The sequence below is a fragment of the Paenibacillus ferrarius genome (assembly GCF_002027705.1).
Lineage (GTDB): Bacteria > Bacillota > Bacilli > Paenibacillales > NBRC-103111 > Paenibacillus_E > Paenibacillus_E ferrarius.
This window is the reverse complement of sequence record NZ_MBTG01000006.1, coordinates 69,563-85,409: the sequence shown is the minus strand read 5'-3', so window position 1 is coordinate 85,409 and position 15,847 is coordinate 69,563. Positions and strand designations below refer to the sequence as shown.

Annotated in this window: 13 protein-coding genes and 1 pseudogene; 1 reads left to right on the top strand and 13 read right to left on the bottom strand. The window is 44.3% G+C overall.

Going from position 1 to position 15,847, the window contains the following annotated elements:
* Position 1 precedes the first annotated feature (1 nt).
* The 10 genes from BC351_RS07705 to BC351_RS07655 form a co-directional block, all read right to left on the bottom strand.
* The gene (locus tag BC351_RS07705) at positions 2-1,786 is read right to left on the bottom strand and encodes a cache domain-containing sensor histidine kinase (RefSeq protein WP_079410364.1); all 1,785 of its coding nucleotides are present in this window, start codon (positions 1,784-1,786) and stop codon (positions 2-4) included.
* A gap of 97 nt (positions 1,787-1,883) precedes the next feature.
* The gene (locus BC351_RS07700) at positions 1,884-3,248 is read right to left on the bottom strand and encodes an ABC transporter substrate-binding protein (RefSeq protein ID WP_079410362.1); all 1,365 of its coding nucleotides are present in this window, start codon (positions 3,246-3,248) and stop codon (positions 1,884-1,886) included.
* Between the two features lie 135 nt (positions 3,249-3,383).
* The gene (locus BC351_RS07695) at positions 3,384-4,214 is read right to left on the bottom strand and encodes a carbohydrate ABC transporter permease (protein ID WP_079410360.1); all 831 of its coding nucleotides are present in this window, start codon (positions 4,212-4,214) and stop codon (positions 3,384-3,386) included.
* 20 nt (positions 4,215-4,234) lie between these two features.
* A complete protein-coding gene (locus BC351_RS07690; protein ID WP_079410358.1) occupies positions 4,235-5,179 on the bottom strand; it encodes a carbohydrate ABC transporter permease in 945 nt (314 codons plus the stop codon).
* A gap of 145 nt (positions 5,180-5,324) precedes the next feature.
* Positions 5,325-6,770, bottom strand: a complete 1,446-nt coding sequence (locus BC351_RS07685; protein WP_079410356.1) for a DEAD/DEAH box helicase — start codon at positions 6,768-6,770, stop codon at positions 5,325-5,327.
* Positions 6,771-6,893: 123 nt separating this feature from the next.
* Positions 6,894-9,239, bottom strand: coding sequence for an S-layer homology domain-containing protein (locus BC351_RS07680; protein WP_244208918.1), 2,346 nt, complete (start codon positions 9,237-9,239; stop codon positions 6,894-6,896).
* A 148-nt stretch (positions 9,240-9,387) separates the two neighbouring features.
* Complete coding sequence (locus tag BC351_RS44275) at positions 9,388-9,774, bottom strand: DUF4362 domain-containing protein (RefSeq protein WP_425270908.1); 387 nt, start codon at positions 9,772-9,774, stop codon at positions 9,388-9,390.
* Between the two features lie 434 nt (positions 9,775-10,208).
* The gene (locus tag BC351_RS07665; protein WP_279628316.1) at positions 10,209-10,658 is read right to left on the bottom strand and encodes an HIT family protein; all 450 of its coding nucleotides are present in this window, start codon (positions 10,656-10,658) and stop codon (positions 10,209-10,211) included.
* A 43-nt stretch (positions 10,659-10,701) separates the two neighbouring features.
* Positions 10,702-11,217 carry a DUF6886 family protein gene (locus BC351_RS07660; RefSeq protein ID WP_079410348.1) on the bottom strand — a complete coding sequence of 172 codons (516 nt, stop codon included), beginning with the start codon at positions 11,215-11,217 and terminating at the stop codon, positions 10,702-10,704.
* Positions 11,218-11,331: 114 nt separating this feature from the next.
* Entirely contained in the window at positions 11,332-11,784 is a 453-nt protein-coding gene (locus tag BC351_RS07655) for a DUF4878 domain-containing protein (protein WP_158082009.1), read from the bottom strand.
* 406 nt (positions 11,785-12,190) lie between these two features.
* Between BC351_RS07655 and BC351_RS07650 the strand changes: the two are divergent.
* Positions 12,191-12,508 (top strand): annotated as a pseudogene (locus BC351_RS07650) (FecCD family ABC transporter permease); the annotation flags it as partial.
* An 82-nt stretch (positions 12,509-12,590) separates the two neighbouring features.
* Here the strand turns inward: BC351_RS07650 and BC351_RS07645 are convergent.
* From BC351_RS07645 to BC351_RS07635, 3 genes are all read right to left on the bottom strand, one after another.
* Complete coding sequence (locus BC351_RS07645; RefSeq protein WP_079410342.1) at positions 12,591-13,595, bottom strand: serine hydrolase domain-containing protein; 1,005 nt, start codon at positions 13,593-13,595, stop codon at positions 12,591-12,593.
* Positions 13,596-13,931: 336 nt separating this feature from the next.
* Positions 13,932-14,804, bottom strand: a complete 873-nt coding sequence (locus BC351_RS07640) for a carbohydrate ABC transporter permease (protein ID WP_079410340.1) — start codon at positions 14,802-14,804, stop codon at positions 13,932-13,934.
* Positions 14,805-14,892: 88 nt separating this feature from the next.
* Entirely contained in the window at positions 14,893-15,843 is a 951-nt protein-coding gene (locus BC351_RS07635) for an ABC transporter permease (RefSeq protein ID WP_079410338.1), read from the bottom strand.
* Positions 15,844-15,847 lie beyond the last annotated feature (4 nt).

The window sequence follows — 15,847 nt, the reverse complement described above, 5'->3', positions numbered from 1 at the left end:
GCTACCCCTCCATCCGAGCCTGCTGCGGAAAGCGCAATACAATCTGCGTGCCTTGTCCCTGCTCACTGCTAATTTCAAAATCGAACCGATGACCATATATTAAACGCAGCCGTTCAAATACATTATGAAGACCGATCCCCGACAACGCTGGACTGGTCGTTTCTTCGCTAAGCGGACTCGGCACATCCAAATAATTACGCAACGTAGCGAGCCGTTCAGGCGACATCCCGATCCCTGAATCCCTGACCTCCACCTGCAGCCTGCCATCTTCACAGATTCTGGAGGCAATCGTAATTTCTCCGGATTTACTTTTGAGCCCATGAATATAAGCATTCTCAATAAGCGGTTGCAGCATGAATCGCGGTATTTCCACAAGAAGTGTGTCAGAAGCTGCCGAGATATGCAAAACGATGCGATCCCCATGCCGAGAATTCAGAAGCCGAACATAATGCTCGTTGATCTCAATCTCCTCATGCAGCGGAATGTAAGCATTATTGCGATTGATCGTCATGCGTAAAAGCGAAGACAACGAGCTGAGCAGCTCGGCATTCTCCGAATCACCCTTCATCATGATTTTCAAACGGATAGAATTAAGTACATTAAACAAGAAATGCGGATTAATTTGCGCTTGGAGCATCGCCAGCTCGGCTTCGCGCTTTAATTCCTGCTCATGACGATTCTCTTCGATCATATGCTCAATGCGGTCAATCATCCGGTCAAAAACATAACCAAGACGGCCAACCTCATCTCCCCCGCTAATATTGGAGCGCTCACTGAGCTGACCGGATTCAATCCGGACGACGGTTTGGACAAGCCGCGCAATCGGTTTGGTCAGGGTACGCACCATATAGAGAAGAACGATGGCGAACAAGAGCAAAAAGAAAATCTGAATAAAGAAATCCGTCTTGCGGAATGTCTCAATCTTTTGCGCTGCCGTTTTGTAAGGACTCAGACTCACAAGCCGCCAATCCGGCGTGACTTGATTGCTAAGCAGAATATAATCTTCCCCGGCTACCTTCACGAAGGAAGAACCATCCTCCGGAGGAAGCTGATCCTGATAAGCGAATTGCGTACCGATCTTATCTGAATCCTTATCGACGATGATGCGCCCATTTTGGTCAATGATGACCATGGATTCATTATTTTTATATTGATCAAACAACTGCTGGAGCGTGTTCATTTCCAGTCCTACAATTACATACCCATAGGTGATATCATTTATGCGGATCGGCTTGGCGGCTGCCAGCAAATAAGGCTGACTTGTCGTACGACTGTAGTTGGGCTCTGCCCCAATCCATTTCACGTTATACCCGGAAATTTGCTCTACGGCAGGAAACCACTCTGTTTTCAGAAAATCATTTGGATTAAAGTAAAATGTCGTGTAAGAAGCCACATACTCATGGTTCGGAAGCAGCAGGGTCACATTCAGATTGCCGAACGTATCGATAACCGTGCTGATTCGATTCATTATCGTTTGCTTGTACTGTAGAATATCGCCTTGCTTCGTTTCCGCGTTCGCTCTGCCTAAATCACGAATCGAGGGCTGCAGCTTTTCATCGAATTGAATGAAATTCATCACATAAATCATATTTTTTAATTGCCCGTTGACAATCTGATTCACAATACGCATGGATTCGATGGAGTTATCTGTCACTTGCGACTTCACCGCATCCCGTGTCAAAAGATTGGAGACATTCATCGAAACCAGAGATGGCAGAACGAGACAAATCAGAATCGTCAGTACCAATTTATTGCGAAGCGATAAGGTTCGAGTCCAATTCGGCACTGCCGCACACGCCTTCCTTTCGAATATAGCAGAATGAAAATAGGAAAAAGAGGAGCCTTAGGCCTCCTCTTTTCAGTATACCAATAATCGTTAACGATTACTTGGCATTGCTTTTACGGATATCTTCTAATTTGGTTTTCGCTGTCGTAATCGTTTTCTCCAAATCTTGCTTGCCTGTCAAGAACAGCTCCACTTGCGTTAAATATTCTTTCTCTTGTTGAAGCGCGTAAGTTGGAGGTACAACCAGTTTCGTTGCTTTGTTCACTTTCAGCGTAGCCAGCAAGGAGTCTTTATCAATCATAGCCACTTGATCTGGTTTGCCGCTTTTCAAGATCGCGTCTACGTTCTTGCTGATGTCGGCTTTTTTCCAACCGGAGAAGAACAGACCTTGTGTTTGAATGCCTTCTGTTGTGTACCATTTTACGAAGTCATAAGCCGCTTGCTTATTCTTCGAATTCGCAGCAACACCCATGAAGTCAGCGCCAACTTCCGTTAAACCATTCGTGTCTTTGGCATCATACTTCGGATATGGAGCAAATACAGTTTTGAACTTCGCGTTCAGCGCCAGCTCGCCAACCATCCAGTTGCCTGTTGCCAGCATCGCTGTTTTGCCGCCGTAGAAGACGTCGCGGTAAGCCATTTTTTGCGAAACAACTTCAAAGTAAGGGACGGATGTTTTATCTACGTTTTCCAATTTGTTGCGCAAGTCAAGGGAATAACGCACTTTAGGATTGTCGATGTTTTGCGTGCCATCGGATTTCACGAGATACGGGTTATCCATATCATTGTTCAAAGCCAAGAGCGCATAGTCTTTCCAGCTGTGGAAATAGGAACCGTACGTTTTCGCAGCACCTTCGCCTTTAGTCAACTTTTTAGCATACTCTGCGTAATCATTCCAAGTCCAGTCCGTAGGAACAGGCAATTTCGCTTCGTCCAATTTGTCTTTGTTCAAGAGAACGAACCATTCAATCATTTTACCTGGCAGCGCATAGTATTTCCCGTTTACAACCGGATCAATTTTATATTCATCTTTGACGACAATGTTATCTTTCTTCAAATACTCATCAAGCGGTTCCAAAATGCCTGCGCCAACACGTTGAGCGAAATCGGATGCGCTGGAGTACATAACAACGTCCATTTGCTCACCGGAAGCCGCCAACAAATCTAGTTTTTTCATTCCTTCTTGTGAATCGCCTTTTTCAGACATTCCTTCATATACGACTTTCACGTTCGGGTGTGTTTTATTGTAAGCTTCAACGGTAGCATTCCAGTTCCCTTGTGCTTCGGTATACCAAGCTTGTACTTTAATTGTAACTGGTGCTTTATTAGGAGCTGCGCTTGCTGCCGCGGTAGCTGTCCCAGCACCTTTATCTGTTGCAGCTGGCGTTTCTGATTTGCCGCAGCCTGCAAGTGCTGTACTGATGGCCAAGATACCACTTAGAACTAATAAACTCTTTTTCATAGGATCCCCTCCAAAATGATTATCGTTTTATGAAAACCTTTACATCACGATCGTAACAAACCTGTTTCCCACAAACGAGGCACTATTTTGACCTCTTCTGCATATTTTTTGACATCCTGCTAGAAGAAGCGTGAATCAGCCTTTAACGCCACCCATCGAAATTCCTTCGATAACTTGCTTTTGACCGATAATGAAAATTATAAGCAGAGGAACGATAGCAGAAACGGAAGCAGCCATAATGAGAGAATAGAAATCACCGTTCAAATCTGCAAAGGAGCGAATCCCCAGCGGGAGTGTGAATAATTCCTTGGATCTTAAGAAGATCAGCGGATTCTGGTAATCGTTCCACGTCCAGATAAAACGTAGAATCGCATAAGTCGCAATCGCCGGACCAACAAGCGGTGTACAGATGGAGAAGAAGATTCTAATATGTCCAGCTCCATCTATTCTGGCTGATTCAATAAACTCTTCATGAATCCCCATATAGAATTGGCGCAGCATGAACGTTCCTAATACACTGAAGGACCCTAATAAAATTAAGCCAAAATGACTATCGTATAGGCCGACCCAGCGAAACAGCAGGAATTGTGGAACAAGAATCGCTTGGCTCGGAATCATATAGATGGCAAGAACAACAATAAAGAGCACGTGACGGCCGCGGAATTTGATTTTCGAAAACGCATAAGCCGCCATCGAGGAAAGAAGTACGGATAAAGCCGTGGTTCCAACCGTAACCTTAATGGAATTCCAATAAAATAAAGCAAATTTCGTCTCTGTCCATACTTTGGTATAATTCTCAATTACATTCCAATGCTTAGGTATCCACTGAATCGGATATATAAACACATCGGCTTCCGGTTTCATAGAGGCTGAAATCATCCACAGGAAGGGTGACATGAACAATATGCCAAGTAGGCACATTAGTATAGTTAGAAGCGTTTTTTTGGCAGCTTGATACTTGCTCATCCGTTATTCCTCCTTACTTTTTAATAATTAACCCATTTCCGTTGTCCGATCCATTGCAGCAAGGTAATTAGCAGAACTAGAATCAACAGAACAACTGCCATCGCAGAAGCATAACCCGATTGAAGATTAACAAAAGCAGTCTCATATAATCGATAAACGACGACCGTCGTTGAATTCGCTGGCCCGCCCCCAGTTAGTACCGAAATCACGTCGAATACTTTGAAAGTTCCAATGATGCCGGTAATAAGCAAGAAGAATGTTGTTGGTGAAAGCAATGGCACGGTGATACTGTAAAATTGCTTCCATTTTGAAGCGCCGTCAATATCAGCGGCCTCGTAGAGATCGTTCGGAATGGACTGAAGTCCAGCCATGAAAATAATCATGTTATAGCCAATTTGCACCCATACCATAAGTCCCATCACACAGTACAAGGCAAAGTCTGGATCAGCCAGCCACTTCGGCGGGTTGTCCATCCCCCAGGACATCAGGATTTGGTTAATCGGCCCATAGGTTGGGTGAAATAATACTTGAAATACAATCGCTACAGCAACAATGCTTGAGATATACGGTATGAAAAAAACAACCTTCAATAAATCTTTAAGATGAATCTTCTTGTCAATAATGACTGCCAAAGCGACTGAAATCGCCAGCGTCACGGGTACAACAATCATTAAAATCAGATTATTTTTTAGGGATAAGAGAAATACTGAATCATGGATAAGCTTGATAAAATTATCTAAACCCAGAAATTTCGTTTTCGAAAATCCGGCAACAAAATTCCAATCCGTAAAACTGAGAAAAAAGGAAGCTATGATTGGAAACAGTGTGAATATAACCAAGCCCAGTACCATCGGACTGACGAAAGCGTAACCCATCAAGTCCTCGCGTATTTGTCGCATCGAACTTTTCCGCTTCACTTTGACAGATGAAAGGGTGCCCGATTGTGTATGTGTTTTTGTAGCCATGAAATTCACCCCATGTCGTGTTTTCTCTAGTCTACCTTGGTCCGCGGGTGATCGTAAGTCACATAATTGACTCGTTTGAGTAATATTTTAACCTTCGGAAAACAAAATATCCGACAAGGTCCCTTGGACCAGCCGGATACTAGAGTTATTTATTCGCTTCGTGTACTTTCAGCAGCTTGCCTTTAATCGTCGTATTTCGCATGATTTTGAGCACCAATGGCCCTTTGCCATTCAAAATATCCACATACGAAACGTTGTCTTGAATCGTAATGATCCCGATATCCTCTGCCGATACGCCTTCGATTTTGGCAAGTGTGCCTACAAAGTCCACCGCTCTGATTTTCTTCTTTTTGCCGCCGTTAAAATAAAGCTTCATAATTCCTTTATTCAGCTGGTCGCTTCGATCCCGCTTGATCACAGGCGTAGCCTGCATCTTCTGATCAAAGGCGGCTTGTCCCTCGGCCACTGCTTCCGCTGTAGGGGTGTCTTTGCGCGGAATTTCGAAACCTAGGTAGCCTTCGATTTCAGCTAGAAATTTATCTTCATTTGGTGTGACCAATGTGATGGCTTTGCCCGTTTTGCCCGCTCGTCCAGTTCTTCCGATACGATGGACGTAGCTCTCTTTTTCCAGTGGAATATCGTAGTTGATAACATGCGTGATGTCCTCCACATCAATGCCGCGCGCAGCGACATCCGTGGCGACCAAGAAACGGAACTCTCCTCGTTTGAACGCATTCATCACCAGGAAACGGTCATCCTGCATCATGCCGCCATGGATTTTATCACAAGGATAGTCCATCTGATCCAGCTGGCGGAATAAGTAGTCCACATGCTCCTGTGTCCGGCAGAAAATGATGCAATTGTCCGGATTCTCCACCACGAAGACATCCTTCAGCACATTGAATTTATCGCTCTCGCGTACGGTCAGCAGCGTATGTTCAATCTGAACCTTGGCTGCTTCCGGCGTTTGAATCTCAATATCGATCGGATTCTTCATATATTGATGGCATAATTTCTCGACATCCGCAGGCAGCGTTGCCGAGAACAGCATCGTCATGCGATCTGTCGGCAGCTCATCAATAATCGCACCTACCTGCTCAATGAAGCCCATCCGCAGCATTTCATCCGCCTCATCAATGACCAGATATTTCAGCCGCTCCAGATCAAGCGTTCCTTTCTGAATATGATCAAGCACACGCCCCGGTGTGCCCACGACCACGTGGCACTTCTGGTGCAGCTCCAGCTTCTGCTTGGCAAAAGGCTGCTTCCCGTACAAAGCTACCGCCTTAATCCGCTTAAACCGTCCGATATTCGTAACGTCCTGCTTCACCTGGTCAGCCAGTTCTCTCGTCGGTGTCAGAATCAGGGCCTGCGGCCTGTTCTCCTCCCACTCCACCAGCTCACAGATCGGAATGCCGAACGCCGCCGTCTTCCCGCTCCCCGTTCTCGACTTCACGGTAAGATCCTTCTCCTGAAGCGCGATCGGGATCACTTCGTTCTGCACATCCGTTGGCTTCTCATAACCTAAGCTATGGAGCGCCCTGACAATATCCTCACTTAATTCATAATCCGTAAACTGCCTTGTACTCACTTAAAAACTCCCCTTCTGCTTGCCGTTCCTTCTATTCTACTACATGTTGGCTTGGAGGCAAAAAAACAAAAAAACAAAAGAGCCAAGTGCATGCACATGGCCCTTTTGTTATGACAACCTGATTTAGTTCAATGTATCCAAAAGTCCCTTTAATTGCGGGCTGAGCTTCAGCGCATTCAAGAGGATTTGCAGCGCTTCGGCACGTGTCGCGTTGTTTTTCGCATGAAACTTGCCATCTGCTTCGCCGCTGACGATACCAGCTTGTGCTCCAGCTATAATCTCGCTTGCAGCGTATGAGCCTTTCAGATCATCAAAATTTCCTTTGGCCGTATCCTTCGCTACCTGATTCAGGTTCAGGATGCGAGACAACAGAATAACCATTTCCTCGCGGGTAATCGTATTTTCCGGCTTGAATGTACCATCTTCGTATCCGTTGATAATCCCTGCCTCTACTAGCTTCTGGATGGCATCCTTCGCCCAGTGGCCGCCAACATCCTTCATTGCAGTACCAGGATGGCTGCCACCTTGGATATCGAACACCCGGGTTAGAAGCACACTAAATTCAGCTCTGGTGATTTTACCATCTGGATTGAATGTACCGTCTTTGTATCCATCAATGATTTGCAATTTCACGAATGTATCAATCGTCTTTTCAGCCCAGTGTCCTTTGGTGTCCGAAAGAACGGCTGGGACTGGATTTTTTGCAGCTTGTTGAATCCGTGCCTCTATGTTCTTAACGACATTAACGATATCTGACTTGAATACGCTGATGTCCTGTGTCGGAGTTGTTGTGGGCTTGTCAGATGGGTTTGGTTGGGCCGGTGGATTTGGTTGAGCTGGTGTACTTGATCCACCGGATGATTCTGATCTATCTTTCTCGGCAACTAACTGGGACGCCCTTGTGACAGTGATCGTATAGGTATTCGTAGTTCCATCCTGTGCAGTCACTACAAGACTAATGATATTGGGACCCACACTTAAATTTATTGGATTGTTAACTGGCTTCCCATTGAGCTGCAAAGCCGCTGTTGCATGGTTATCAACCGTCGTATAAGTAACTGTCGTGACAGAAACATCATTTGTGACAGATGCGGTATAGGCGTATACATCACCGCTTACCGTTTGATCGAGCTTAACACCGCTTAATTGAAGCGAACTTAAAGCTGCATTATTTGAACCCGCTCGTATAATAGTTACCGTATAGGACTTCTTGGTTCCATCTTCCGCCTTAACATTAACATTAATAACATTAGAGCCTGCATGTAAGTTAATCGGATTAGCCACGGGATTTCCATTGAGCATAAGATCAACGGCAGCATGACTATCAACTGTCGTATAGGTAACTGTCGTAACAGAAACATCATTCGTGACAGATGCGGTATAGGCGTACACATCCCCGCTTACCGCTTGATCGAGCTTAACACCGCTTAATTGAAGTGAACTTAAAGCTGCATTATTTGAAGCCGCTCGTATAATTGTTACCGTATAGGGCTTCACAGTGCCATCTTCCGCAGTAACATTAACTTTAATAACATTAGAGCCTGCATGTAAGTTAATCGGATTAGAAACGGGATTTCCATCGAGCATTAGATCGACGGTAGCATGACTTTCAGCTGTCGTATAGGTAACTGTCGTAACAGAAACCTCATTCTTTACAGACGCGGTATAGTCATACAGATCCCCTCTTACCGCTTGATCAAGCTCGACTCCGCTTAATTGGAGTGTGCTTAATGTGGCATCCGAAGAAACTGGGCTGTTTACGAGATAAATCGGATCATAATTGGCACTTGCATTGATTGTGTAGGAATTGCTGCCGGCTGGCGTAAAACGAATCGCTTGTTTTTCTGTAATGCTCTTTGTACTTTGAGAGTACTTAGTGTAATAAGTATCGTTTTTCGGATCAGAAGTATAGGATTGCAGACCTATCAAAGCGTTGCTGCCATGAGCTTCATCTGACCCTGATAGCGTTGGGTATTGCATTTGAATTTCATTTGTCGATTCATACAAAATGGCTTGGAAAGTACCCATATGGGAGGAGGAATTACAACAAAAATTCATATTGGTCCACTGAATGACGAACTTTCGGTTAGGTGCGCTTCCTAGCGTTCTGTATAACACATCACTACCTGACATATATAAGTCATCAAAGAAAGGGGCGATATAATCAGTAGGTGAATCCAATGGAAGCTCATTACCAGTTGTACAACATTCATCCGAAGCATCCTTAAACATCAAAAGGCCATTCGTATTCACATAGGCTTGATCATACTTATTTCCATAAAAATTAAACTGGAATCCGACAGGTATTTGACCTGATACAGCATCATCTTCACCTTCGTTAAATCCTATACTCGTTCCATTATACGTTGTTTCTGATTGCGGGCTCGCACCAAGCACTGACTGACAAAGCGAAAAAATCATCAAAAAAGTCAGCAGCGAAGGCAAGTAAGTCTTAATTTTCTTTCTCATTTTTTTCCTCCTAATCATTAATTTGTTTATTCTAGCACACCCCAATGACAGCAAAATGACAAACTTCGACAACAATAAACAATTAGAACTTTTAAAAAAAACAAATAAAAGGAGCTGCTAGAAAGCAAGCCCCTTCATCATTTACATATCACTTAATACCCAAGCTAATAATCGGAATATCTTGGTCCTTAGGAAACTGATCGCATTGACTCAAACTATATACAATGTTGAAATTTTCTATTTTTCTCTTAATGCTTCTGCAACTGATACTATCAGATGCTTGTGTAGAGTAGGAGTCCCTAGAATAATCTATGGTAAATGTAATTTCATTTTTCGAAAGGTGCAGATCTGAGAGTACGTAACCGCCTTCAATGGTAGATTGCATGAAAAACAACCGATCACTATGCTTTTCATTGAATCTGTGTACGAACTTTTCCATTCGGATAGCTCTGACCACATTGTAGTCGGATATTACAACTTGATTAGATAGGGATGTGTAGCTCGTCCAAGCAATAATAAGAAGAATAAGCAGCATGGCAATACTTATAATATTTCGTTTACTTTTAAGTATATTTCTCATGGGTTCCCCTATTCTTCAACCCAATTACCGCTCTCGTCCTTTTATAAAAAACTATTTCGATGTCATTTTCTACATCAATAGCGTCCAGAAAATCATTTTTCAATCGAAAGGTCTTCATTTTACCATTCAATAATTGAACTACGATCTTATTTTCGCTCCTTGTTATAATTCGTCCATGTATGATCAAATAATCCTGCTTTACTAAATCCAGCGAGATGGCAACCACCACAAAAACATAGATCGGAATCGGGATAAGTAAGATGGCTATCAACCACACAGGTCTTAATTCATGCATATTAATAATTACCTGTAGAATCGAAATAACGGTCATTATAATAGAAAGGACTAGGAATATGATCAGAGATTTATTTGTACGGCTTTTTTTAGCGCTACACATCATTTTCACCCATAGGCTTATGCAAATACCTTTTACTAATTCCATCTATGGCTGCCTTCGTCTCTTCCAAACGGCCTCGATTATTATTGCGATCTGCAGGCTCTACCCAAGCAAAACCATCATCTTCATATCTAGGAAATACGTGCATATGATAATGACCTAGATCATTAAATTTCCCGCCATTTTGGAGAATTGTGATGCCATCAGGCCGATACAGTTCCTTCAGCATCTTCGATAATGCGGCAGACATCCTCATGATGGCCATTGCTGTCCGTTCATCTAATTCATCCAAATCCAAGTGATGCTCCTTGGGCAGCAGGAGAAGATGACCTTCGTTCAACGGGGCAATATCCAGAAAACAAGCGATTACTTCATCTTCATAAACCATATGGGCAGCTTCTAGTCCATTGGCTAACCTGCATCCTAAGCAATTCTTATTCAACCTATATCTCCTCCCTATTTAAATGATACCTTCCGCTGCTCGCTTACAGCTGTCTTGCATTCTCAAATCTATGTATCCCAAAATCCTTTACCGTTGAACGCAAAATGGCCTCGCGAAGTGGAAACAGATTGGGCGTAAAACGCAGCTCAATGTTCATTTCGATCAGTTTCTCGATCAGATTGGTTAAAGGTTCTCTGTGCGTTGGCCTAACTGTCTTTTGAGAAATATAATAGCCGGCCGTTGCGTCAAATACTTCAAAGCTCTCGCTTGGCAGCGTGTATCGGTAAACCACTGCATCGCGAATCGCTTGATACCAGTGAGTTTCAACGGTCATAATGATGTCTGATGAGCTTAATCCGAAGAATTTAGCCTCATCCTCAGCGCTGACCCCTTCAGCTTTTTTATAAACAATTCTCGGACAGTCTCGGGGTACAAAAAAAGTAAACTCGTGCTCCCGGTCAATCGCCCAAACAACCGGAGGCATGTTGGTTCGGTTTGCTTTTACTCTTGGTTCGAAAATGTCAATATCCGACTCTTCACTAAAATGGTAGAGATGCATCGAATTCCCCCCTTTACGCTTATTCCATTATATTCCTTTCGATTTATTTAAGGAATAAGTGGCATGCAAAAAGAAGAACACAGTAGCCATGTCATTATCACAACCATTAACTAATTACTTACTAGCATCGGATGTTTTGGATGTTGCTCCCCCAATTGAATCTTGTTGAATGGTGGCCGGCTCAATATAAACTTTCCATGCTCCCTCTTTATTAATCATATGAAATGTATGACTAGTCTCTCCCATACTATCAATTTTCAAATTACAAGTTATATCCATGCTTTTCTCATCAATTTGTTTTACATCTGTAACGCTAAAATCCGTAAGCTTATCGCTTCTATATGCCTTGTCATAGAAATCTTTTAAAGATTTTTTATCCTCAAAATAAGGATCTTCTATATAAGCGACGGCCTTATCTACGTTGAGATTCTTTACTGAGTAAAGATAATCAGAAAGTGCCTGTTCAGGACTTTTTGAATGTGGTGATAGATAGATTGCACCAACAAGAAAAAGCAAAATGAAAACCAAGGAAACACTAACTAATGATATTTTTACATGTTTTCCCAAATAAAACACTTCCCTTTTTTTACATTTTATATGTGTAGATAGTCTCTTGATGAGCCTCCTACTTTCTCTGAGCTCTAGCTCCAGTTGCATGCTCTAAACCTGCAATTATGCATCTTTTTTGCTCTTGGAATAACCTCAACTGTTAAATTCCTGCGTTTGTGCAGGTTTTTGAGGCTTTTTCTGGATAAGCGGCTGAAAAAGATAAAAATGCCTGCACTATTGCAGGTTTTTCCACTTTTCAACCGAATTCGCCCGGAAATTCCTGTATTTTCACAGGCTTTTACCCCTGGATGAACTGATCTGAATGCCCCTTCATACCACTTGGAATAATAAAGTAATCAACCCCATCATCTATCTACGCTTACCTATTTAAGGACTGATCTAATAACTGGTCTATACGATTCGCAGTTTAGGGATGCGGACAGATCGTGTACGTCTGTTCTTGATTGCTCTAGCCGTAGGGCTGGCGGGAAGTGTAGTGGCAGTTGCCGGTGCTATCGGCTTCGTTGGTTTAGTTATTCCTCACCTAGCTCGGCTGCTGGTGGGGCCCAATTATCGTTTGCTGCTTCCAACCTCGGCACTGCTGGGGGCCATTCTAGTAACAGCAGCCGATACGGCAGGACGGATGCTCATGCCGCCCATTGAAATCCCCGTTGGGATTATGACTTCGTTCATCGGAGCGCCCTATTTCCTGTATTTACTGCTGCGCACGAAGAAAAGCTAGCGCGTTGAGAATATCACGGCTCGTAAATATACCATGACGAGCGGCCCGGTAGAGAAGCCAGAGCCGACTCGTGGTGTTAGCCCTATTTTTTCAACAAGGTCATGCCGATCTGATCGGCAGGCATCGGGGCCAACCCCAACAATCTCCATATCGATACGCCGTTATTCACCAGTACTGCCACGCCGATTTGCCGAGTCGTATCTAAGCCGACGAAGCTGTGGGAACCGTAGGTCGCGCCGTTATGCCACAGGATGCGCCCCCCGCGGTTAGCCTGCTTGGTCATCCAACCTAGCACCGGCGTCGCGCTGCGGTCGCCATGACAAAGACGGAAGGCCGACGCTAGAGGAGCATGAGCTTTCGTCTCCAGATTGGCTTCCAGAAAAGCGAGCATATCACTCGGCGTGGAGTGCAAGGCGCCGGCACCAGCCAGCGCGTTCATATCCCAATGCTTTATGGGCTTGCCTGTCGAAGAATGAACGGGCAGCAGACCTTGTTCGCCGCTATCTGTATCCACTAAGCCGAGAGGCACAGTAATCCGTTCGCGAATCGCTTGATCCAGTGTTCCCCCCGTTACCCGGGCCAAGATAAAGCCCAGCAGGCCGAAGCCCAAATTAGAGTAAATGAACTTGTTCCTATCAAGCAGTTGTCCTTGCTTCAGCGCCTCCAGCAAATCGCGTTCGGTGAAGTTAAGGTACGGGTTCATCTTATCGGTCATCGTCGCGTTCAGATTCGGGGGAAGACGGGGAAGGCCCGATGTATGGGTAGCCAGCCCCTGCAGGGTGACGTGCGCCGCCGATGAGCTTTCGTTCACTTCGGACACAAGCCGGCCCACCGTATCCGTCAGGCGCAATCCGCCTTCCTCAACCAGTACGGCGAGCAGCGTCGCGACAAACACCTTGGTTACCGATCCGATCTCGAATCGGTAAGCTGTGTGATCGTCTTGAACTTTAGTTCCCTGCATGGTCCATATTCTTCGGCCCTCCGGGCAGGTCACTCCGACGGAAACGGTCGCCAGGGGCATGCGTTTTATGAAAGCTTTCATCTGCTTCCGCGCCGCCTGCTCTAGCTCATCCACTATTCTGCTCATGGGTTACCTCCGATGGCTCAATATGATTAAAATCGCTTGTGTGACAGTTGAATTATGTGAGACGCTTGATTATTAACTTTCACGGATTCAGGTTGCTACTAATACCATATTATACCATTTTATAAAAATATTAAATAATTAGTTGGTTTATCATTATTATCAAAATCAACTCTATTGCCACAGATCGTGTAACGTCTGCTTGCCAGACTTATTCTATGAACTGGTCCTAGTAAATTTGAGGGCCCAGCAGTGTATATGTATAAAAAAAAAGAAAATAGAAGAACGGCTCTTTCGCTTTTGACGCGAACAGAGCCGTTCTTCTATTATTGTTACCGATCACTCCTTAACAGCACCAATCGAAATTCCTTTCACAAAGTACCTTTGCAGGAAAGCGTAAACCACCAAGATCGGCAGTGCGCCGATGAAAATCTGGGATGCCCGAATCGTCCGTTGCGATTGATTGGCTACCGAGGACAGATCAATCTTCGACATGTCCGCTTGAACAATAATGGTTTGCATGAAGCTGGCAAGCGGCAGATGCTCCGAATCTTTCATATAGATCAGGCCGTCAAAATAAGCGTTCCAGTGTCCAACCATCGTAAACAACGTAATCGTCGCGATCGCCGGCATTGATATTGGCAAGTAGATCATGACGAAGGTGCGAAAATGGCCAGCTCCGTCAATAAAAGCAGCTTCCTCCAGGTCTTTAGGAACGTTGCGGAAGAAGTTAAGCAGCAGAATAAGGTTATAGACCGCAACCATGCCTGGCAGGATAAGGGCCAGCATCGTGTTCATCAAGCCTAGTTTATATATAAGGATATAATTTGGAATTAAGCCCCCATTGAACAGCATGGTGATGACAAAATACCAGAGATAGCCGGTGCGGGCTCGGAAGATGCGTGCATCTTTCGAGAGCGCGTAAGCGGCAATTGAATTAACGAACATCGCAAGCGCTGTTCCTAGAATTGTCCGTTTAATGGATACCCCAAGCGATGTAAGAAAGTGGGCATTGCTAAACGTTTTTTCGTAGGCTTCAAGGGTAAAACCAATCGGCCAGAACGTAACCAACCCAGCGTTGGCAGGAGCATTTGAGCTCAAAGACACCATTAGCAAGTGAAACAATGGAAGCAGGCACATAGCAGAGATGATGATTAACAGTGTATTGTTGAATACGGAAAATATCCGATACGATAGCGTTTTGTGATACATGTGTTGTCCTCCTTAAAGTTTTCGCAGAAAACGGGCATCGTAAGCGTTACTAAGTTTTCGCTAGAAAACTGGCTTCTTAAGCTTTCACTTAGAAGATTCGATACCCCGCGTATCGATAAGCAAGACGGTAGGATATCAGGATTAAGACTAGGCTGATCACTGATTTGAAAAGGCCAACCGCTGTGGCGAAGCTGAATTGTCCGCTAAGCAGACCTTCCCGGTACACAAACGTGTCGATAATATCTCCCTGCTGATAGATCAGAGGACTATAGAGATTAAACACTTGGTCGAAGTTCGCATTCAGTACGTTGCCCAGAGCCAAAGTTGCTACTACGATGGCAATCGGGATCAGTGAAGGAATGGTAATGTGCATCGCTTGCTTGATACGACTCGCTCCATCAACTTCCGCTGCTTCATATAGCGCTGGATTAATGCCCGTAAGCGCGGCTAAGAAGAAAATCGTATTGAACCCAAATTCCTTCCAGACGTCACTGAAAATGATGGTAAATCGGAACCAACTGCCGTCTCCAAGAAAGAAAATCGGCTTGATGCCGAACACACTGGTAAGGAACTGGTTAACAAGCCCCGTCTGGGCGAGCAAGTCAATCAGAATTCCTGCGAGCGTAACCCAAGAAAGAAAGTGAGGAAAGTAGACAAGTGTTTGAATGGACCTTTTGAGCCCCATATTCCTGACTTCATTCAAGAACAAGGCGAAAATAAAGGGAATGATTAAGTTTAATACGATTTTGGCACAAGCAAAGAACAGGGTGTTCCACGTAATTTTTAAGAAATAATCATTCTCCAACATATAGCGAAAATGCTTTAAGCCAACAAACGGGGAGCCGGTTATTCCGAGTGCTGCTTTATAATCTTGAAATGCCATAATGATCCCTGACATGGGAAGATACGAAAAAATGAACACCAATATGACAGCCGGCAGCACCATGAAATGAAGCATCCATGGCTGTTTGTAGCTGCTTTTCTTTTTCACGCTTTTGATGGTCTTATGAGGCACTTGCTGTACAGTATTCGCATCCATAGCT